The organism is Synechococcus sp. CC9616 (assembly GCF_000515235.1).
GTDB lineage: Bacteria > Cyanobacteriota > Cyanobacteriia > PCC-6307 > Cyanobiaceae > Parasynechococcus.
This window is the reverse complement of record NZ_KI911558.1, coordinates 2,472,645-2,489,180: the sequence shown is the minus strand read 5'-3', so window position 1 is coordinate 2,489,180 and position 16,536 is coordinate 2,472,645. Positions and strand designations below refer to the sequence as shown.

General features: G+C 60.3%; 30 protein-coding genes. All 30 read left to right on the top strand.

Translation table 11 applies throughout. The annotated features are described in order from the left end of the window. Positions 1-5 precede the first annotated feature (5 nt). The 30 genes from rplC (at position 6) to prfA (ending at position 16,535) form a co-directional block, all read left to right on the top strand. Positions 6-653 (top strand): 50S ribosomal protein L3, encoded by a 648-nt coding sequence (rplC, locus tag SYN9616_RS0113900; RefSeq protein WP_028953637.1) that lies wholly within the window; start codon positions 6-8, stop codon positions 651-653. Further along, positions 653-1,288: a 50S ribosomal protein L4 gene (gene rplD, locus SYN9616_RS0113895; protein WP_028953636.1), complete on the top strand. Its 636-nt coding sequence runs from the start codon at positions 653-655 to the stop codon at positions 1,286-1,288. The genes rplC and rplD overlap by 1 nt, the downstream gene beginning before the upstream one ends. Then, positions 1,281-1,583 carry a 50S ribosomal protein L23 gene (locus SYN9616_RS0113890; protein WP_028953635.1) on the top strand — a complete coding sequence of 101 codons (303 nt, stop codon included), beginning with the start codon at positions 1,281-1,283 and terminating at the stop codon, positions 1,581-1,583. The genes rplD and SYN9616_RS0113890 overlap by 8 nt, the downstream gene beginning before the upstream one ends. Before the next feature lie 15 nt (positions 1,584-1,598). After that, entirely contained in the window at positions 1,599-2,462 is an 864-nt protein-coding gene (gene rplB, locus SYN9616_RS0113885; protein ID WP_028953634.1) for a 50S ribosomal protein L2, read from the top strand. Between the two features lie 35 nt (positions 2,463-2,497). Then, positions 2,498-2,773: a 30S ribosomal protein S19 gene (gene rpsS / locus SYN9616_RS0113880; RefSeq protein WP_028953633.1), complete on the top strand. Its 276-nt coding sequence runs from the start codon at positions 2,498-2,500 to the stop codon at positions 2,771-2,773. A 4-nt stretch (positions 2,774-2,777) separates the two neighbouring features. After that, the gene (rplV, locus tag SYN9616_RS0113875) at positions 2,778-3,152 is read left to right on the top strand and encodes a 50S ribosomal protein L22 (RefSeq protein WP_028953632.1); all 375 of its coding nucleotides are present in this window, start codon (positions 2,778-2,780) and stop codon (positions 3,150-3,152) included. A 19-nt stretch (positions 3,153-3,171) separates the two neighbouring features. Further along, a complete protein-coding gene (gene rpsC / locus SYN9616_RS0113870; RefSeq protein ID WP_028953631.1) occupies positions 3,172-3,900 on the top strand; it encodes a 30S ribosomal protein S3 in 729 nt (242 codons plus the stop codon). Between the two features lie 16 nt (positions 3,901-3,916). Beyond that, on the top strand, positions 3,917-4,393 hold the full coding sequence (gene rplP, locus SYN9616_RS0113865; protein ID WP_028953630.1) for a 50S ribosomal protein L16: 477 nt from the start codon (positions 3,917-3,919) through the stop codon (positions 4,391-4,393). Between the two features lie 2 nt (positions 4,394-4,395). Continuing rightward, a complete protein-coding gene (gene rpmC / locus SYN9616_RS0113860) occupies positions 4,396-4,605 on the top strand; it encodes a 50S ribosomal protein L29 (RefSeq protein WP_028953629.1) in 210 nt (69 codons plus the stop codon). A gap of 19 nt (positions 4,606-4,624) precedes the next feature. Next, positions 4,625-4,903 carry a 30S ribosomal protein S17 gene (gene rpsQ / locus SYN9616_RS0113855; protein WP_028953628.1) on the top strand — a complete coding sequence of 93 codons (279 nt, stop codon included), beginning with the start codon at positions 4,625-4,627 and terminating at the stop codon, positions 4,901-4,903. After that, entirely contained in the window at positions 4,900-5,265 is a 366-nt protein-coding gene (rplN, locus tag SYN9616_RS0113850) for a 50S ribosomal protein L14 (RefSeq protein WP_028953627.1), read from the top strand. Before rpsQ ends, rplN begins: the two co-directional genes overlap by 4 nt. A gap of 2 nt (positions 5,266-5,267) precedes the next feature. Next, positions 5,268-5,624 carry a 50S ribosomal protein L24 gene (gene rplX / locus SYN9616_RS0113845; RefSeq protein ID WP_028953626.1) on the top strand — a complete coding sequence of 119 codons (357 nt, stop codon included), beginning with the start codon at positions 5,268-5,270 and terminating at the stop codon, positions 5,622-5,624. A 68-nt stretch (positions 5,625-5,692) separates the two neighbouring features. Further along, positions 5,693-6,232, top strand: a complete 540-nt coding sequence (gene rplE, locus SYN9616_RS0113840) for a 50S ribosomal protein L5 (RefSeq protein WP_028953625.1) — start codon at positions 5,693-5,695, stop codon at positions 6,230-6,232. Between the two features lie 19 nt (positions 6,233-6,251). After that, complete coding sequence (gene rpsH / locus SYN9616_RS0113835) at positions 6,252-6,653, top strand: 30S ribosomal protein S8 (protein WP_028953624.1); 402 nt, start codon at positions 6,252-6,254, stop codon at positions 6,651-6,653. A 14-nt stretch (positions 6,654-6,667) separates the two neighbouring features. Next, positions 6,668-7,207, top strand: a complete 540-nt coding sequence (gene rplF, locus SYN9616_RS0113830; protein WP_028953623.1) for a 50S ribosomal protein L6 — start codon at positions 6,668-6,670, stop codon at positions 7,205-7,207. Positions 7,208-7,240: 33 nt separating this feature from the next. Then, complete coding sequence (rplR, locus tag SYN9616_RS0113825; RefSeq protein WP_028953622.1) at positions 7,241-7,609, top strand: 50S ribosomal protein L18; 369 nt, start codon at positions 7,241-7,243, stop codon at positions 7,607-7,609. Between the two features lie 14 nt (positions 7,610-7,623). Beyond that, positions 7,624-8,262: a 30S ribosomal protein S5 gene (gene rpsE / locus SYN9616_RS0113820; RefSeq protein ID WP_028953621.1), complete on the top strand. Its 639-nt coding sequence runs from the start codon at positions 7,624-7,626 to the stop codon at positions 8,260-8,262. Positions 8,263-8,268: 6 nt separating this feature from the next. Continuing rightward, complete coding sequence (rplO, locus tag SYN9616_RS0113815) at positions 8,269-8,724, top strand: 50S ribosomal protein L15 (RefSeq protein WP_028953620.1); 456 nt, start codon at positions 8,269-8,271, stop codon at positions 8,722-8,724. 104 nt (positions 8,725-8,828) lie between these two features. After that, positions 8,829-10,148: a preprotein translocase subunit SecY gene (gene secY / locus SYN9616_RS0113810; protein ID WP_028953619.1), complete on the top strand. Its 1,320-nt coding sequence runs from the start codon at positions 8,829-8,831 to the stop codon at positions 10,146-10,148. A gap of 61 nt (positions 10,149-10,209) precedes the next feature. Next, entirely contained in the window at positions 10,210-10,761 is a 552-nt protein-coding gene (locus SYN9616_RS0113805) for an adenylate kinase (RefSeq protein ID WP_028953618.1), read from the top strand. Between the two features lie 46 nt (positions 10,762-10,807). Then, complete coding sequence (gene rpmJ / locus SYN9616_RS16725) at positions 10,808-10,924, top strand: 50S ribosomal protein L36 (RefSeq protein WP_011295453.1); 117 nt, start codon at positions 10,808-10,810, stop codon at positions 10,922-10,924. Positions 10,925-11,025: 101 nt separating this feature from the next. Then, entirely contained in the window at positions 11,026-11,391 is a 366-nt protein-coding gene (gene rpsM, locus SYN9616_RS0113800) for a 30S ribosomal protein S13 (protein WP_028953617.1), read from the top strand. A 39-nt stretch (positions 11,392-11,430) separates the two neighbouring features. Then, entirely contained in the window at positions 11,431-11,823 is a 393-nt protein-coding gene (rpsK, locus tag SYN9616_RS0113795) for a 30S ribosomal protein S11 (protein WP_028953616.1), read from the top strand. Positions 11,824-11,867: 44 nt separating this feature from the next. Beyond that, entirely contained in the window at positions 11,868-12,806 is a 939-nt protein-coding gene (locus SYN9616_RS0113790) for a DNA-directed RNA polymerase subunit alpha (RefSeq protein ID WP_028953615.1), read from the top strand. A gap of 42 nt (positions 12,807-12,848) precedes the next feature. Next, positions 12,849-13,199, top strand: coding sequence for a 50S ribosomal protein L17 (rplQ, locus tag SYN9616_RS0113785; RefSeq protein WP_028953614.1), 351 nt, complete (start codon positions 12,849-12,851; stop codon positions 13,197-13,199). Positions 13,200-13,232: 33 nt separating this feature from the next. Further along, positions 13,233-14,117 (top strand): tRNA pseudouridine(38-40) synthase TruA, encoded by an 885-nt coding sequence (truA, locus tag SYN9616_RS0113780; protein WP_028953613.1) that lies wholly within the window; start codon positions 13,233-13,235, stop codon positions 14,115-14,117. A gap of 156 nt (positions 14,118-14,273) precedes the next feature. Continuing rightward, a complete protein-coding gene (rplM, locus tag SYN9616_RS0113775; RefSeq protein ID WP_028953612.1) occupies positions 14,274-14,726 on the top strand; it encodes a 50S ribosomal protein L13 in 453 nt (150 codons plus the stop codon). Continuing rightward, positions 14,723-15,124: a 30S ribosomal protein S9 gene (gene rpsI, locus SYN9616_RS0113770; RefSeq protein ID WP_028953611.1), complete on the top strand. Its 402-nt coding sequence runs from the start codon at positions 14,723-14,725 to the stop codon at positions 15,122-15,124. Before rplM ends, rpsI begins: the two co-directional genes overlap by 4 nt. Positions 15,125-15,152: 28 nt before the next feature. Further along, entirely contained in the window at positions 15,153-15,422 is a 270-nt protein-coding gene (gene rpmE, locus SYN9616_RS0113765; protein ID WP_028953610.1) for a 50S ribosomal protein L31, read from the top strand. Between the two features lie 15 nt (positions 15,423-15,437). Beyond that, positions 15,438-16,535 (top strand): peptide chain release factor 1, encoded by a 1,098-nt coding sequence (gene prfA, locus SYN9616_RS0113760; RefSeq protein ID WP_028953609.1) that lies wholly within the window; start codon positions 15,438-15,440, stop codon positions 16,533-16,535. The last annotated feature ends 1 nt before the right edge of the window (position 16,536 follow it).

Sequence of the window (16,536 nt, the reverse complement as noted above, 5' to 3'; positions counted from 1 at the left end):
CTCCCATGTCCATCGGCATCCTTGGGAAGAAGTTGGGAATGTCCCAGTTCTTCGACGAGCAGGGCAAAGCCGTCCCGGTCACCTTGATCGAGGCGGGTCCCTGTCGAATCACCCAACTGAAGAGCAATGACACCGACGGCTATGCCGCGGTGCAGATCGGTTTCGGCGGTACACGCGAGAAACTGATCAACCGCCCTGCGAAGGGCCACCTGTCCAAATCCGGCGATGAGCTGCTGCGTCACCTTCGCGAATACCGCGTCGATGCCGTTGAGGGCTTGGAGCTCGGTGGCGCGATCACCGTCGGTGATTTCGAAACCGGCCAGAAAGTCGACGTCAGCGGCGACACCATGGGGCGTGGCTTCGCGGGCTACCAGAAACGTCATGGTTTCAGCCGCGGCCCAATGACCCACGGTTCCAAGAATCACCGGGAACCAGGTTCCACTGGTGCCGGCACGACGCCAGGTCGGATCTATCCCGGCAAGCGCATGGCCGGCCGCTTCGGCGGCAAGAAGATCACCACGCGTGGGCTGACAATCCTGAAAATTGACAGCGACCGCAATTTGCTGGTGGTGAAGGGTTCCGTTCCTGGCAAACCCGGCGCCCTCCTCAACATCCGGCCTGCCAAGCGCGTGGGCGCCAAAGGAGGTCAATGATGGCTAGCTGCATTGTTCATGACTGGCAGGGCAAGGAAGCCGGCAAGGCAACCCTGGATCTGAAGGTCGCAAAGGAGACAACAGCTGTCGATCTGATGCACCGGGCGGTGCTCCGCCAGCAGGCGCACAGCCGCCAGGGAACGGCCAGCACGCTCACCAGATCGGAAGTTCGTGGAGGTGGCCGCAAGCCCTACAAACAGAAAGGAACCGGACGTGCCCGGCAGGGTTCCATCCGCACACCGCTTCGTCCGGGCGGCGGCATCATTTTCGGGCCCAAGCCAAGGACATACAACCTTGCGATGAATCGCAAGGAGCGCCGCCTCGCTCTAAGGACTGCTCTGATGTCCCGTATCGAGGACGTCAAAGTCGTCAAGGACTTCGGAGCAGCGCTTGAGGCCCCGAAAACCCGTGAGGTAACGGACGCTTTGGGCCGTCTCGGCATTGCTGCGACTTCCAAGGTGCTGATTGTGTTGAAGACGCCCAGCGATGTGATGCGTCGCTCGGTGCGCAATCTCGAAACGGTGAAGCTGATCGCCGCTGATCAGCTCAACGTCTTTGACCTGCTCCACGCCAACACCCTGGTGCTGGGCGAGGACGCGCTTGCAACCATCCAGGAGGTCTACGGAAATGACTGAGCGTTTCCAAGGACGTCTGGCGGATGTCATCCGCCGGCCGCTGATCACCGAGAAGGCCACCCGGGCCCTCGAGTTCAACCAGTACACGTTTGAAGTCGATCATCGTGCTGCCAAGCCGGACATCAAAGCCGCCATCGAACAGATGTTCGATGTGAAGGTGACTGGCGTCAGCACCATGAACCCTCCCCGTCGCAGCCGCCGGATGGGTCGTTTCGCCGGTAAGCGCGCCCAGGTCAAAAAGGCCGTGGTGCGCTTGGCGGAGGGCAGCTCGATCCAACTCTTCCCTGAGTCCTGAGGGGTCTGATTCGTCATGGCAATCCGTAACTACCGCCCCTACACCCCCGGAACCCGAACCCGGGTGGTCACCGATTTCAGTGAGGTCACCGGTCGCAAGCCGGAAAAGACCCTGGTTGTGTCAAAACATCGCCGCAAGGGTCGTAACAACCGCGGCGTGATCACCTGCCGCCATCGCGGTGGTGGTCATAAGCGGCGCTACCGCTTGGTGGACTTCCGCCGCAACAAACACGGCGTTCCCGCCAAGGTGGCGGCCATTCACTACGACCCGCACCGCAACGCTCGCCTGGCTCTGCTCTTCTACGCCGATGGTGAGAAGCGCTACATCCTGGCGCCCGCCGGCATTGAGATCGGTCAAACCGTTGTCTCCGGACCCGAGGCACCGATTGAGAACGGCAACGCCATGCCGCTCTCGTCAGTCCCCCTGGGATCCAGTGTCCATTGCGTCGAGCTGTATGCCGGTCGCGGAGGTCAGATGGTGCGCACAGCCGGCGCCAGCGCACAGGTCATGGCAAAGGAGGGCGATTACGTCGCTCTGAAACTGCCCTCCACCGAAGTGCGCCTAATCCGCCGTGAGTGCTACGCCACCCTCGGTGAAGTCGGCAACTCCGAGGTGAGGAACACCAGCCTCGGAAAGGCGGGTCGCCGCCGCTGGCTGGGGCGTCGCCCCCAGGTCCGAGGCAGTGTGATGAATCCCTGCGACCACCCCCATGGTGGTGGTGAGGGTCGGGCACCGATCGGTCGATCAGGGCCGGTCACCCCCTGGGGCAAACCCGCCCTCGGTCTCAAGACCCGTAAGCGGAATAAGCCCAGCAACCGATACGTGCTCCGGAAACGTCGCAAGACGTCCAAGCGGAGCCGTGGCGGACGTGATTCCTGATGCCAACCATCGTTTTGCCGCTTGCTTAAACCGCTATGGGACGTTCACTCAAAAAAGGTCCATTCATCGCTGACAGCCTTCTTCGCAAGGTTGAGAAGCAGAACGAGAACGACGACAAGTCCGTGATCAAAACCTGGTCTCGGGCCTCGACGATCCTGCCGATGATGATTGGCCACACCATTGCCGTTCACAACGGCAAAACCCACATCCCGGTGTTCATCACCGAGCAGATGGTGGGTCACAAGCTGGGGGAGTTTGCTCCGACCAGAACCTTCAAGGGCCACATCAAAGACAAAAAAGGAGGCCGCTGACGCCATGACCACGTCATCCACGGCGGCCCCTGATGCCGCAACAGCTCAGGCCCACGGACGCTTTATCCGTGGCTCCGTATCGAAAGTACGGCGCGTGCTCGATCAGATCCGAGGTCGCACATACCGCGATGCTCTGATCATGCTCGAGTTCATGCCATACCGCTCCACGGGGCCGATCACCAAGGTGCTTCGCTCCGCGGTGGCCAATGCCGAGCACAATCTCGGACTTGATCCGGCGTCACTGGTCATCTCCAGTGCCAGTGCCGACATGGGGCCCTCCATGAAGCGATACCGGCCGCGGGCTCAGGGTCGCGCCTATCAGATCAAAAAGCAGACCTGCCACATCAGCATCGCTGTGGCAGCTCAGACCGACTCCTGACCCCCGAGGACACTGACCCATGGGACACAAAATCAACCCAACCGGTCTGCGCCTGGGAATCACCCAGGAACACCGGTCACGCTGGTACGCCCCCAGCAAGAGCTATCCGGCCCTCCTTCAGGAGGATGACCGGATCCGTAAGTTCATCCACAAGAAATACGGTTCCGCCGGCATCAGTGATGTCCTGATCGCCCGCAAGGCTGATCAGCTTGAAGTGGAGTTGAAGACAGCCCGTCCAGGCGTTTTGGTTGGACGTCAGGGCAGCGGTATTGAAGAACTCCGCTCCGGCATTCAGAAAACGGTTGGCGACCGCAGCCGCCAGGTGCGAATCAACGTGGTCGAAGTGGAACGTGTCGACGGCGATGCGTTTCTGCTTGCGGAGTACATCGCACAGCAACTGGAAAAACGCGTGGCTTTCCGCCGCACCATCCGCATGGCGGTGCAGCGCGCCCAGCGTGCTGGCGTCCTGGGTCTCAAGATTCAGGTCTCCGGTCGCCTCAACGGTGCCGAAATCGCCCGTACAGAGTGGACCCGCGAAGGCCGGGTCCCCTTGCACACCCTGAGGGCGGACATCGACTACGCCACCAAGGTGGCCAGCACCACCTACGGGGTGCTGGGCATCAAGGTCTGGGTGTTCAAGGGTGAAGTGCTGGGCGATGAAGCCCCGCCAATGCCGGTGGGGGCATCTCCCCGCCGCCGGGCCAGCCGTCGGCCCCAACAGTTCGAAGACCGCTCCAACGAGGGGTGAACAGGAGGCCTGAACCATGCTGAGTCCAAAACGCGTCAAATTCCGGAAAATGCAGCGGGGCCGCATGCGCGGCATCGCCACCCGGGGCAACACCATCGCTTTCGGGCAGTTCGCCCTGCAAGCCCAAGAGTGCGGCTGGATCACCTCGCGCCAGATCGAGGCCAGCCGCCGGGCCATGACCCGCTACGTCAAACGTGGCGGAAAGATCTGGATCCGGATCTTCCCGGACAAATCGGTCACCATGCGCGCCGCCGAGACCCGTATGGGTTCCGGTAAGGGCAACCCCGAATTCTGGGTGGCGGTGATCAAACCCGGAAGGATCCTCTTCGAGATGGGCGGCGAGGAGATCACCCCGGAGATCGCCCGGGAAGCCATGCGCCTCGCGCAATACAAGCTTCCCGTGAAAACCAAATTCATCCAGCTGGATGAATCTGAGCAGAAAGCAGGTGCCAAAGCCCCGGCTGCTGCTGAAGCCGTCACCGTGGAGTCCTGACCATGGCCCGTCCCAACGCCACCGATGTGCGCAAGCTGTCCGATTCGGACATCACTGAACAGATCGACGGCCTGCGCCGCGAGCTGTTTCAGCTGCGCTTCCAGCAGGCCACTCGCCAGCTCAGCAACACGCACCGTTTCAAAGAGGTCCGCATCAAGCTGGCCCAGCTGCTGACGGTGCAATCGGAGCGCCAGCGCTCCACTGCGTCCTGATCCCTAAGGAGAACCACCTATGGCACTCAAAGAAAGGGTCGGCACCGTCGTCAGCGACAAGATGGAAAAAACGGTGGTGGTCGCGGTGGAAAGCCGCTTCCCCCATCCCATCTATCAGAAAACGGTCAGCCGAACCACTCGCTACAAAGCCCACGACGAAGGCAATACATGCCGCGTCGGCGACCGGGTCCGAATCACCGAGACCCGCCCGATGAGCCGTCACAAGCGCTGGGCCATCGCCGAGGTTCTGAGTCACAGCCCCAAAGCTGAGGCCCGGGCCAAGGAGGTGAGCCAATGATCCAGCAGGAAAGTTTTCTGACGGTCGCTGACAACAGCGGCGCCAAGCGCATCCAGTGCATTCGTGTTCTGGGCACCAATCGCCGCTACGCCCATGTCGGCGACGTCATCGTCGCGACTGTGAAAGATGCGATGCCCAACATGGGTGTCAAAAAATCGGATGTTGTGAAAGCCGTGGTGGTTCGCACCAAGGCAACCCTGCGTCGCGACACCGGAAATTCCATCCGGTTCGACGACAACGCAGCGGTGATCATCAACACCGACAACAACCCCAAAGGGACGCGCGTCTTTGGACCGGTGGCCCGTGAACTTCGCGATCGCAGTTTCACGAAAATCGTGTCTCTCGCTCCGGAGGTGATCTGACCATGGCGACAGCAACTCCCAAGGCCGCGTCCACCGATCGCATCAAGATGCGCATCCGCAAAGGCGACACCGTTCAGGTGATCGCCGGTAAGGACAAGGGAAAAACCGGTGCAGTGCTTCGGACCCTGCCCAATGAAAACCGCCTGATCGTGGAGGGCGTCAACATGCGCACTCGCCACGAGAAGCCCAACCAAGAGGGCGAGAGCGGTCGCATCGTGACCGAGGAAGCCGCCCTGCATGCCTCCAACGTGATGCTCTACTCCACCTCCAAAAAGGTGGCCAGCCGAGTCGAAATCGTCGTTGAAAAAGACGGCAGCAAGAAGCGACGGCTGAAAAAGACCGGCGAACTGATCGACTGATCAACCCATGCCGTCCGGCGTCGCTCGCCTGACTTCTGACCACGACCAGAAGCACCCCACTCCCCCACATGTCACTGAAAAAGCGCTACCGGGAGACCATTCAGCCCAAGTTGCAGAAAGATCTCTCCCTCAAGAACGTCCACGAAGTCCCGAAGGTTCTCAAGGTCACCGTTAACCGGGGCCTTGGTGAAGCCGCTCAGAACGCCAAGTCCCTAGAGGCCTCGGTGGGTGAGCTGGCTCAGATCACTGGCCAGAAGGTTATGGTCACACGAGCCAAAAAAGCCATCGCTGCCTTCAAAATCCGCCAGGGCATGCCGATCGGCTGTGCCGTCACCCTGCGGGGTGAACGGATGTATGCCTTTCTGGAACGCCTGATCAATCTGGCCCTCCCCAGAATCCGTGACTTCCGTGGTGTCAACCCGAAGAGTTTCGACGGGCGTGGCAACTACACCCTCGGCGTTAGGGAGCAGCTCATCTTCCCTGAGATCTCCTTCGACAAGATCGATGCAATTAGGGGCATGGACATCACCATCGTGACCACTGCCCGTACAGACGAAGAGGGCCGGGCCCTCCTCCGCGAGATGGGAATGCCGTTCCGCAGCAACTGAGCCCTCCCCGTCGACACTTATGGCCAACCACGACCCCATTTCCGACATGCTCACCCGCATTCGCAATGCGAGTGAGAAACGTCACGAAAGCACCAAGATCCCCGCTTCGCGGATGACCCGCAGCATCGCCAAGGTGCTGCAACAAGAAGGCTTCATCTCTGAAATCAGCGAGGAAGGCGAAGGCGTGCGCACCCAGTTGGTGCTCGCCCTCAAGTACAGCGGCAAGCATCGCCTCCCCACCATCCGCTCGATGCAGCGGGTGAGCAAGCCAGGCCTGCGCATCTACAAGAACACCCGTGGCCTGCCCAAGGTCCTTGGGGGTCTCGGTGTCGCCATCATCTCCACATCCAAAGGGGTGATGAGCGACCGAGATGCCCGGCGCGAGGGCGTTGGTGGCGAAGTGCTCTGTTACGTCTACTGATCAGGAGCAGAACCATGTCACGCATCGGCAAAAACCCGGTCCCTGTCCCCGACAAGGTCACCGTGTCCCTCGACGGCCTCACCGTCACAGTGAAAGGACCCAAAGGAGAACTGCAGCGCACCCTGCCTGAGGGCGTCAGTGTCAGCCAGGTCGACAGCACCATTGTGGTGTCTCCCACCAGTGAAAAGCGCCAATCCCGCGAACGTCACGGACTCTGCCGTGCCTTGGTCGCCAACATGATCGAAGGCGTCAGCAACGGCTACAGCAAGAGTCTGGAGATCATCGGCGTGGGCTCCCGGGCCCAGGTCAAGGGGAAGACACTCGTCGTCAGCGCGGGCTACAGCCATCCAGTCGAGATGGATGCCCCTGAAGGCATCACCTTCAAGGTTGAGAACAACACCAAGGTGATTGTCTCCGGCATCGACAAGGAACTGGTTGGCAATGAAGCCGCCAAGGTTCGCGCCATTCGTCCCCCTGAGCCTTACAAAGGCAAGGGCATCCGGTACGAGGGCGAGTGGATCCTGCGCAAGGCGGGCAAGTCCGGCAAGAAATAACCCTTGTCCTGACGTTCCTCCGCTTCTTTCCCCATGTCCTCCCTTTCCCGCAAACAACAAACGCAGAAACGCCACCGTCGGCTGCGTCGCGATCTCAATGGAACCGCATCCAGACCTCGCCTGGCTGTGTTCCGTTCGAACAACCACATCTACGCCCAGCTCATCGATGATGAGGCTCAGAGCACGCTCTGCTCCGCCTCGACCATCGACAAGGAGCTACGTACCGGCCTCAAGTCCAATGGCAGCTGCTGCGATGCCTCCGTTGCCGTTGGCGAACTCGTCGCCAAACGTGCCATCGCCAAGGGCATTCAACAGGTGGTCTTCGACCGTGGCGGCAACCTGTACCACGGCCGAATCAAGGCCCTTGCCAACGCCGCCCGGGAAGCGGGCCTTCAGTTCTGATCCCTGCTCTCACCATGACTGATTCTTCGCAAACAAACCCCAACGCCGTTCCAGGCGCTGCTGATGTTCCTGCCGCAGCCGAAGGGCAGCAGCAGGAACAGCGCCGTGGAGGCCGCGGCGATCGCGGCGAACGGCGTGGCCGACGCGGTGATCGCCGCGGCCAGGAGCGTGATTCCGAATGGCAGGAACGCGTGGTTCAGATCCGCCGCGTGTCCAAAACCGTGAAGGGCGGCAAGAAGATGAGCTTTCGAGCCATCGTTGTTGTCGGCAATGAAAAGGGCCAGGTCGGCGTCGGTGTTGGCAAGGCCGGCGATGTCATTGGTGCTGTCCGCAAGGGCGTCGCCGACGGCAAGAAGCACCTGGTGAAGGTTCCTCTCACCCGTCACAACTCCATTCCGACGCTGTCCAACGGACGCGATGGTGCAGCCAGTGTGCTGATCCGCCCCGCCGCCCCAGGTACGGGTGTGATCGCGGGCGGTTCGATCCGCACCGTGCTCGAATTGGCCGGCATCAAAAACGTCCTGGCCAAACGCCTCGGCAGCAAAACACCCCTGAACAATGCCCGGGCTGCCATGGTGGCCCTCTCGCTTCTCCGCACCCATAAGGAGACAGCCAAGGAACGGGGAATCTCCCTCGAGCAGATCTACTCCTGATTCGCGATGACTCTCCGACTCGACTCCCTCAAGGCCAACAAGGGCGCCCGTCGCCGCAAACTGCGCAAGGGCCGCGGCATTGCCGCTGGTCAAGGCGCCAGCTGCGGCTTCGGAATGCGAGGCCAGAAATCACGCTCTGGACGCCCGACCCGACCAGGGTTTGAAGGTGGACAGATGCCCCTGTACCGCAGGGTCCCGAAGCTGAAGCACTTCCCTCTGGTTAACCCAAAGCACTTCACAGTGCTGAATGTTTCGGCTCTCAACGGCCTCAAGGATGGAAGCACCATCAACATCGACTCTCTCGTCAAAGACGGCGTGGTCACCAACCCCAAGCATCCCCTCAAGATCCTTGGCAACGGCGAGCTCACCGCCAAGAAACTGACGGTTCAGGCCGCCGCTTTCACCGCCTCCGCCCGCAGCAAGATTGAGGCCGCCGGTGGTACTTGCGAAATCCCCGACTGAAAACAGTGGTTCAACCACTCTTCAGCACTAGGGTCTGAGCCGTTCGTTGGATTGCCATCCACGGGCGGCTTTGCTGCTTTCAGCTCAACTTTTTCTTTCCGGACATGCTCGTCAGTCGGGGACGTAACCCCAACGCCGCTGAGGTGATCAACCAGCTGGTCACCAACCCAGGGTTGCGCAACAGGGTGCTCACCACGCTGGGACTTCTGTTGCTCGTGAGGCTTGGGATTTACATCCCGATTCCAGGAATTGATCGCGAAGCTTTCCGCAGCTTCATTGAGCAGGGTGGGTCGTTGATCGGCTTCCTCGACATCTTCACTGGTGGAGGTTTATCCACCCTTGGTGTTTTTGCCCTCGGGATCCTTCCATTCATCAACGCTTCCATCATTCTTCAGTTGCTCACGGCCGCTCTGCCGCAACTGGAGGATCTCCAGAAGAACGAAGGAGAGGCCGGCAGACGCAAGATCGCTCAAATCACCAGGTATGTCGCGCTGGGCTGGGGGCTGATCCAAAGCGTGGTGTTCGCGATGATTCTCAGGCAGTACGCCCTGGAAAGCCTCAGTGAGGTGGTGTTTGTGGTGCAGACGGCGCTGTGCCTGGTGACGGGCTCAATGGTCGTGATGTGGCTGAGTGAGGTGATCACCGAGCGCGGCATCGGTCAGGGAGCATCCCTGGTCATTTTTCTGAACATCGTTTCCACCCTGCCAACAGCTCTTGGCTCAACAATCGAGAAAGCGCAAACAGGCGACCGCAGCGATGTCCTGGGAATCATCGTGCTGTTGCTTGTGTTTCTCGTCACCATCGTCGGAATCATTTTTGTGCAGGAAGGTGCTCGCCGTCTGCCGATCGTGAGCGCAAAACGTCAGGTGGGAGGTGCCGGGGTTCTGCCAACACGCCAGAGCTACCTGCCCCTGAAACTCAATGCGGGCGGAGTGATGCCGATCATTTTCGCGTCAGCGTTGATCTTTATCCCAGGCACGATCGCCAATTTCACGAAGAGCGAACTGTTGATCCGTTTCGCGAGCACCCTCAATCCCAGCGCCTCAAACCCCTGGCCCTACGCCCTGGCTTTCTTTGCCTTGATTCTGGGTTTTTCCTACTTTTACGCCTCGTTGACGGTGAACCCCACAGACATCGCCTCCAACCTGAAAAAAGGTGGTGTGGCGATCCCGGGCGTACGGCCGGGAAGTGCCACGGCGAACTACCTCTCTGGCGTTCAAAACAGGCTCACCCTGTTGGGGGGACTCTTCCTTGGCGCGGTGGCGATCATCCCTGCAGCTGTTGAGAGAGCCACCAACGTCCAGACCTTCCAGGGGCTCGGTGCAACGTCCCTGCTGATCCTTGTTGGCGTTGCCATCGACACGGCCAAACAGGTTCAGACCTATGTCATTTCCCAGCGATATGAGGGCCTGGTGCGTCAGTGAACGCGACAGGCGTTAACGCGAGCGACGCCACCAACCATCCCTGCCTTTCGATCCATCTGCCATGAAATCCCGCCTCCTTTTCCTTGGCCCGCCTGGAGCTGGCAAAGGCACCCAGGCCGCCCGCCTCTGCCAGGCACACGGCATCAAACATCTGTCCACGGGGGATCTTCTGCGTTCCGAGGTGGCCGCTGGAACCGCTCTGGGGCAGGAGGCGGAAGCCGTGATGAATCGCGGAGAACTGGTGAGCGATGCCCTTGTGCTGGCCATCGTCGAGAGTCAGATGAAAGCCCTGAATGGGGGTGGCTGGCTGCTGGACGGTTTCCCAAGAACCGTTCCGCAAGCAGAAGCTCTCGACAAACTCCTGTCAGAACTGCAGCAGCCGATTGATGCTGTTGTGTTGCTGGAGCTGGATGACGGTGTGCTGATCGAACGTCTGCTGGCCCGCGGCCGTGCCGATGACACGGAAGCAGTGATCCGCAACCGTCTTGAGGTTTACCGCGACAAAACTGCACCCTTAATTGACTTCTATAAGGCCAAGGGTTTGCTGACCTCCATTGAGGCACAAGGAAGCATGGACGCAATTGCTGAACGGCTGGAGAAAAGCTTCAGTTGACCCGCGTGTTAGGGTTGTCGTTTGGAAATCTGGAGAGCCACGCCTCATGAAGGTGCGATCGTCGGTTAAGAAAATTAGTCCTGACGATCAAATCGTCAGGCGCAGAGGTCGCATCTACGTGATCAATAAGAAGCGTCCTCGCAACAAGCAGCGCCAGGGCTGAAGCTCGGCGAGATTTCCAGGCTTGGGTCACATGTGCCCCTGCCACTCTGTTTGCCGCCTCCTACGAACTGGAGGCCTCTGTACCTTCCCTCTTGAAATTCATTGGCACGGATCGCCGGCGTTGACATTCCCCGCGACAAGCGGGTTGAAGTGGCCCTCACTTACATCTATGGAATCGGCCCGAACCGGGCACGAACCATCCTGTCAAAATCAGGTGTGAATCCCGACATCCGAGTCAAGGATCTCGATGATGGAGATGTTCAGAAACTTCGAGGTGCCACTGAATCCTTCACGATCGAAGGTGACTTGCGCCGACAGGAGGGCATGGCCCTCAAGCGACTCCAAGACATCGGCTGTCTGCGCGGTCGCCGCCATCGGATGAGCCTGCCTGTCCGGGGCCAACGCACCCGCACCAACGCGCGCACCCGCCGTGGTGCCCGTAAGACCGTCGCCGGCAAGAAGAAATAAGCCCCACCTATTCCCAAAGCCCCCGAGCATTTCAGGCCCATGGCCAAACCAGCCAAAAAATCAGGTCCCAAGAAGGCCAAGCGCAACGTTCCCAACGGCGTTGCACATATCCAGAGCACGTTCAACAACACGATCGTGTCGATCACCGACACCTCAGGCGAGGTGATCTCCTGGTCGTCCGCCGGTGCCAGTGGATTCAAGGGTGCTCGCAAGGGAACGCCATTCGCTGCTCAAACAGCCGCCGAAGCGGCGGCACGCCGCGCCCTTGACCAGGGCATGCGTCAGATCGAGGTGTTGGTGCGTGGTCCAGGCTCCGGCCGTGAAACCGCAATCCGCGCCCTTCAGGTGGCCGGACTGGAGATCACCCTGATTCGGGATGTCACTCCTCTGCCTCACAACGGTTGTCGTCGGCCCAAGCGCCGCCGCGTCTGAACCGTCTCTGCTTTCAGCTCCGTTCCCTACTCCCGCATCAGACCGTGCTGCAGTATCAGATCGATCGCATCGAGCATCAGGTAGCCGAAGATCGCGCCCAGACAGGCGTGTTCTTGATCGGTCCCCTTGAGCGAGGCCAGGCCACCACACTTGGCAACTCCCTGCGTCGCGTGCTGATGGGGGGACTTGAAGGCAGCGCTGTGACCGCCATCCGCGTCGCGGGTGTCAACCATGAGTACGCCACGATCCCAGGCGTTCGTGAGGACGTTCTGGACATCCTGCTGAACTGCAAACAGCTGTCCGTCAACAGCCGTTCCTCCGAAATGGAGATTGGACGGCTCGTGATTGCCGGGCCCGCCGAGGTGAAGGCGAAGGATCTTCAGTTCTCCTCCCAGGTACAGGTAGTCGACGGAGATCGTCCGATCGCCACCGTGGCCGATGGCCACAGCATTGAACTGGAGGTTCATGTCGAGCGCGGTATTGGCTACCGCCCGGTTGATCGCAACAACGAGGACCTCAGTGCGATTGATCTCCTGCAGATCGATGCAGTGTTCATGCCAGTGCAGCGGGTGAACTTCACCATCGATGAAACCGCCGTCGCTGAAGGCGGATCGGCACGCGAACGGCTTCGGATGGAAATCGTCACCGATGGATCCATCACCCCGGATGATGCCCTGGCGCAATCAGCGAATCAGCTGATTGAACTCTTCCAGCCCCTCGCCACCGTGACACTGGTGGAAGAGCCGGGTATCGAGCCGGAGCCCTCCACCGAAGCTCAGATTCCTCTTGAGGAACTGAACCTCTCGGTGCGCGCCTACAACTGCCTGAAGCGTGCTCAGGTGAACTCCGTCTCCGATCTGATGGGCTTCAGCTACGAAGATCTGCTGGAGATCAAGAACTTCGGCTCTAAATCAGCGGACGAAGTGATTGAGGCCCTTGAGCGCATCGGCATCTCGATTCCTCAGAGCCGGACCACCGCCTGATTTCCAACCATCCCTTCGCCCTGATCTCGTTCCCTCCAAACCATGCGACACCAATGCCGAGTCCCGCAGCTAGGCCGTCCTGCTGATCAGCGCAAGGCCATGTTGAGGGCCCTGACCACCCAACTCATCCGTGAAGGGCGGGTCACCACAACCAAAGCTCGTGCCAAGGCCCTTCGGGACGAAGCTGAGCGGATGATCAGCCTGGCCAAGGACGGCAGCCTGTCCTCGCGTCGCAGAGCTCTCGGCTACATCTACGACAAGCAGCTGGTGCATGCTCTGTTCGACAAAGCACCTGATCGCTACGCCGACCGCCGTGGCGGCTACACCCGCATCACGCGCACCGTGCGCAGGCGTGGTGACAACGCCGAGATGGCCATCATCGAGCTGGTCTGAAGCCAGACGACGATGTCGTCTCCCCGACATTGAGTGCAAGCCCTCTCGACTGATGCTCCTGAGCTTCCAGGCCTTCGCAGGATTGCCCTGAGCCTTCAGTACGACGGGACTGATTTCTGTGGGTGGCAGCGGCAACGCAACGGTCGCAGTGTCCAGGCGGTTCTTGAAGACGCAATCCAACAACTTGATCCGCATCGACCGATTCAAAGCTTCGCGGCTGGCCGCACCGATTCCGGCGTCCACGCTGCAGGCCAGGTTGTCCACTTTGACTGCAGCGGGCCGATTCCTGCCGAAAAATGGGCTCCTGCACTGAATGGACGTCTACCGGGCTCGATCCGGGTGCGCGAATCCGTTGCCAGGCCACGGGAATGGCATGCCTGCTACGACGCGATTTATCGCCGCTACCGCTATGTCATCCACAACGGGCGACGGCCGAATCTGTTCCTGACCCCGTGGACATGGCATCGCTACCACCATCGTCTCGATGAGGAGCGCATGCGACGGGCTCTGAGTGGACTCCTGGGTCTCCACGATTTCAGCGCCTACATGCGCGCCGGCAGCCGTCGAGCCCATGCCCGAACCACCGTGCAGGAGATTCAGTTGGATCGTTGCGGCGATCTGGTGGTCGTCGAGATCCAGGCCAGTGGATTTCTGTACGGCATGGTGCGCTTGTTGATGGCCCAGCTTGTTGCTGTGGGTGAGCACCGCCAGACCGTGGCTCAATTTGAGGAGCGTTGGCGGGAGCGACGTCGCAGCGAAGTCAAGGAAGCGGCCCCTGCCCGAGGACTCTGCCTGCTGCGTGCCGGATACCCAGAGCTGATCTTCAGCCAATCCGGCTGGTACGACTGCCAGCCACAGTTCGTACTGAACGGGAATGATTCACCACCCGATCCTCCCCCCCTGCCGGAGAGTCGATAAGCACAATCGATCAGCAACACCAAATCCTGGAAGAAGGGTGTCGGTGAAGGAGTAAGCTCTTTATTTGAGCCCTTTCCAGGTCCAACTCTTGGATCTGGTGTCCTGCCCAGCCTCTGCGCCTGCGTAGATGCATTCCCGATCCGGCCTGCCGGTTTGATGAACAAGACCTCACTCCCCCCAATCGATTCGATCGAACGCCAGTGGTATCTGGTAGATGCCGAGAATCAGACCCTTGGCCGTCTGGCCACAGAAGTGGCTGCCGTGCTGCGCGGCAAGAACAATCCCAACTTCACACCACACCTGGACACCGGTGACTTCGTGGTGGTGGTGAACGCCGACAAGGTAAGGGTGAGCGGCAAAAAACCTCTGCAAAAGCTCTATCGCCGCCATTCGGGACGCCCCGGCGGCATGAAAACAGAGACGTTCGCTGCGTTACAAGAACGGATCCCTGAACGGATTGTGGAAAAGGCCATCAAAGGCATGCTTCCCCACAACGCGCTTGGACGCCAGATGTTCCGCAAGCTGAAGGTCTATAAGGGCAGCGAGCATCCACATTCCGCCCAGAAGCCCCAGCCCCTTCAGCTCAACCCATCCGCTTCAGCCCAATGAGCAGCAATTCCGTCGTCTACTGGGGAACCGGTCGCCGCAAGACGTCCGTAGCCCGTGTCCGCCTGGTCCCCGGCAATGGAACGATCACCATCAACGGTCGTCCCGGTGATAACTATCTGAATTACAACCCGGCCTACATCTCCGCAGTCAAAGCTCCCCTCGAGACGCTTGGGCTGACCACTGAGTACGACGTGCTGGTGAATGTGCGTGGCGGTGGCCTCACCGGCCAAGCCGGAGCCATCAAACAGGGGGCGGCCCGTGCCCTCTGTGAACTCTCGGCTGACAACCGCAAACCGCTGAAGACCGAAGGCCATCTCAGCCGTGACCCGCGGGCCAAGGAACGCCGCAAGTACGGTTTGAAGAAAGCCCGTAAGGCCCCTCAGTTCTCCAAGCGCTGAGCCCAAGATTTTCCACCGCTTACGTTTCATGCCCAAGCCCGACATCCACCCCACCTGGTATCCCGACGCCAAGGTGATCTGCAACGGTGAAGTGGTGATGACCACAGGGTCAACCCAACCCGAAATCCACGTTGATGTGTGGAGTGGCAATCACCCCTTCTTCACCGGCACCCAGAAGATCCTCGATACCGAGGGACGGGTGGATCGCTTCATGCGCAAATACGGCATGGGCAGCAAAAAGAAAGGTGGCGACAAGGCCAAGGCCGATGCTGAGGCCAAGGCTGACGCCAAATCCTGATCCTGAGCCCGGGGCATGGACGCCTCGACCCTTCTCTCCAGACTGGAGACAGCCACTGACAGCTTCCGCAACCTCGAACGGCAGTTGGCCGATCCGGATGTGGCAGCTGATCCGAAGCGTTTGGAGACCATCGCTCGTGAGCGCGCACGTCTAGAGCCTCTGGTTTTGGATTTTGAGGCTCTGCAGACCCTCGAGCGAGAACAGAGCGACGCCCGGCAACTCCTGAAGGACAGTCGTGGCGATCAGGACATGGAGGCTCTCGCCCAGGAGGAATTAGAGGATCTCGACCTCCGCCGCAGCGACTTGATCGAGCGGCTGACCCTGGCGCTGCTGCCTCGTGATCCACGGGATGACCGCAGCGTGATGCTGGAAATTCGCGCCGGGGCTGGCGGCGATGAGGCCTGTCTCTGGGCAGGTGATCTGGCTCGCATGTATGACCGCTACAGCCAGAAACTCGGCTGGAGTGTTCAACCTGTCAGTTCAACGGAAGCCGATCTGGGTGGCTTTCGCGAATTGATCCTCTCTGTGAAGGGGGAGAGCGTGTACAGCCAGCTGAAATTTGAAGCTGGCGTCCATCGCGTCCAGCGGGTTCCAGCCACCGAATCCCAGGGAAGGGTTCACACCTCAACCGCCACCGTCGCTGTCATGCCCGAAGCCGACGCCGTGGAAGTCCAGCTTGATCCCAAGGACCTCGACATCAGCACTGCCCGCTCCGGCGGCGCCGGCGGGCAGAACGTCAACAAGGTCGAAACCGCAGTGGACTTGCTGCACAAGCCCACAGGAATCCGGGTGTTCTGCACCCAGGAACGATCACAGCTGCAAAACCGCGAACGAGCGCTGGAGATCCTGCGCGCAAAATTGCTGGAACGTGAACTGGCAGCCGCCGCAGAGCGCGAAAGCAGCGATCGCAGAGCTCAGGTGGGGAGCGGCGACCGCAGTGAAAAGATCCGCACTTACAACTACAAAGACAACCGCACCACGGATCACCGGCTGGGCCGTAATTTCTCGCTCGAGCCTGTGCTGGAGGGGCAACTCGAGGATCTGATCGGAGCCTGCATCGCCGAGGAGCAACGACGCAAGCTGGAAGCGCTTGGAACTCAGGATGAGAGCTGAT

Bases quoted from the DNA above. Each gene is read 5' to 3' on its own strand.
- rplC (WP_028953637.1), top strand. From the start codon at position 6: ATGTCCATCGGCATCCTTGGGAAGAAGTTGGGAATGTCCCAGTTCTTC.
- rplD (WP_028953636.1), top strand. From the start codon at position 653: ATGGCTAGCTGCATTGTTCATGACTGGCAGGGCAAGGAAGCCGGCAAG.
- SYN9616_RS0113890 (WP_028953635.1), top strand. From the start codon at position 1,281: ATGACTGAGCGTTTCCAAGGACGTCTGGCGGATGTCATCCGCCGGCCG.
- rplB (WP_028953634.1), top strand. From the start codon at position 1,599: ATGGCAATCCGTAACTACCGCCCCTACACCCCCGGAACCCGAACCCGG.
- rpsS (WP_028953633.1), top strand. From the start codon at position 2,498: ATGGGACGTTCACTCAAAAAAGGTCCATTCATCGCTGACAGCCTTCTT.
- rplV (WP_028953632.1), top strand. From the start codon at position 2,778: ATGACCACGTCATCCACGGCGGCCCCTGATGCCGCAACAGCTCAGGCC.
- rpsC (WP_028953631.1), top strand. From the start codon at position 3,172: ATGGGACACAAAATCAACCCAACCGGTCTGCGCCTGGGAATCACCCAG.
- rplP (WP_028953630.1), top strand. From the start codon at position 3,917: ATGCTGAGTCCAAAACGCGTCAAATTCCGGAAAATGCAGCGGGGCCGC.
- rpmC (WP_028953629.1), top strand. From the start codon at position 4,396: ATGGCCCGTCCCAACGCCACCGATGTGCGCAAGCTGTCCGATTCGGAC.
- rpsQ (WP_028953628.1), top strand. From the start codon at position 4,625: ATGGCACTCAAAGAAAGGGTCGGCACCGTCGTCAGCGACAAGATGGAA.
- rplN (WP_028953627.1), top strand. From the start codon at position 4,900: ATGATCCAGCAGGAAAGTTTTCTGACGGTCGCTGACAACAGCGGCGCC.
- rplX (WP_028953626.1), top strand. From the start codon at position 5,268: ATGGCGACAGCAACTCCCAAGGCCGCGTCCACCGATCGCATCAAGATG.
- rplE (WP_028953625.1), top strand. From the start codon at position 5,693: ATGTCACTGAAAAAGCGCTACCGGGAGACCATTCAGCCCAAGTTGCAG.
- rpsH (WP_028953624.1), top strand. From the start codon at position 6,252: ATGGCCAACCACGACCCCATTTCCGACATGCTCACCCGCATTCGCAAT.
- rplF (WP_028953623.1), top strand. From the start codon at position 6,668: ATGTCACGCATCGGCAAAAACCCGGTCCCTGTCCCCGACAAGGTCACC.
- rplR (WP_028953622.1), top strand. From the start codon at position 7,241: ATGTCCTCCCTTTCCCGCAAACAACAAACGCAGAAACGCCACCGTCGG.
- rpsE (WP_028953621.1), top strand. From the start codon at position 7,624: ATGACTGATTCTTCGCAAACAAACCCCAACGCCGTTCCAGGCGCTGCT.
- rplO (WP_028953620.1), top strand. From the start codon at position 8,269: ATGACTCTCCGACTCGACTCCCTCAAGGCCAACAAGGGCGCCCGTCGC.
- secY (WP_028953619.1), top strand. From the start codon at position 8,829: ATGCTCGTCAGTCGGGGACGTAACCCCAACGCCGCTGAGGTGATCAAC.
- SYN9616_RS0113805 (WP_028953618.1), top strand. From the start codon at position 10,210: ATGAAATCCCGCCTCCTTTTCCTTGGCCCGCCTGGAGCTGGCAAAGGC.
- rpmJ (WP_011295453.1), top strand. From the start codon at position 10,808: ATGAAGGTGCGATCGTCGGTTAAGAAAATTAGTCCTGACGATCAAATC.
- rpsK (WP_028953616.1), top strand. From the start codon at position 11,431: ATGGCCAAACCAGCCAAAAAATCAGGTCCCAAGAAGGCCAAGCGCAAC.
- rplQ (WP_028953614.1), top strand. From the start codon at position 12,849: ATGCGACACCAATGCCGAGTCCCGCAGCTAGGCCGTCCTGCTGATCAG.
- rplM (WP_028953612.1), top strand. From the start codon at position 14,274: ATGAACAAGACCTCACTCCCCCCAATCGATTCGATCGAACGCCAGTGG.
- rpsI (WP_028953611.1), top strand. From the start codon at position 14,723: ATGAGCAGCAATTCCGTCGTCTACTGGGGAACCGGTCGCCGCAAGACG.
- rpmE (WP_028953610.1), top strand. From the start codon at position 15,153: ATGCCCAAGCCCGACATCCACCCCACCTGGTATCCCGACGCCAAGGTG.
- prfA (WP_028953609.1), top strand. From the start codon at position 15,438: ATGGACGCCTCGACCCTTCTCTCCAGACTGGAGACAGCCACTGACAGC.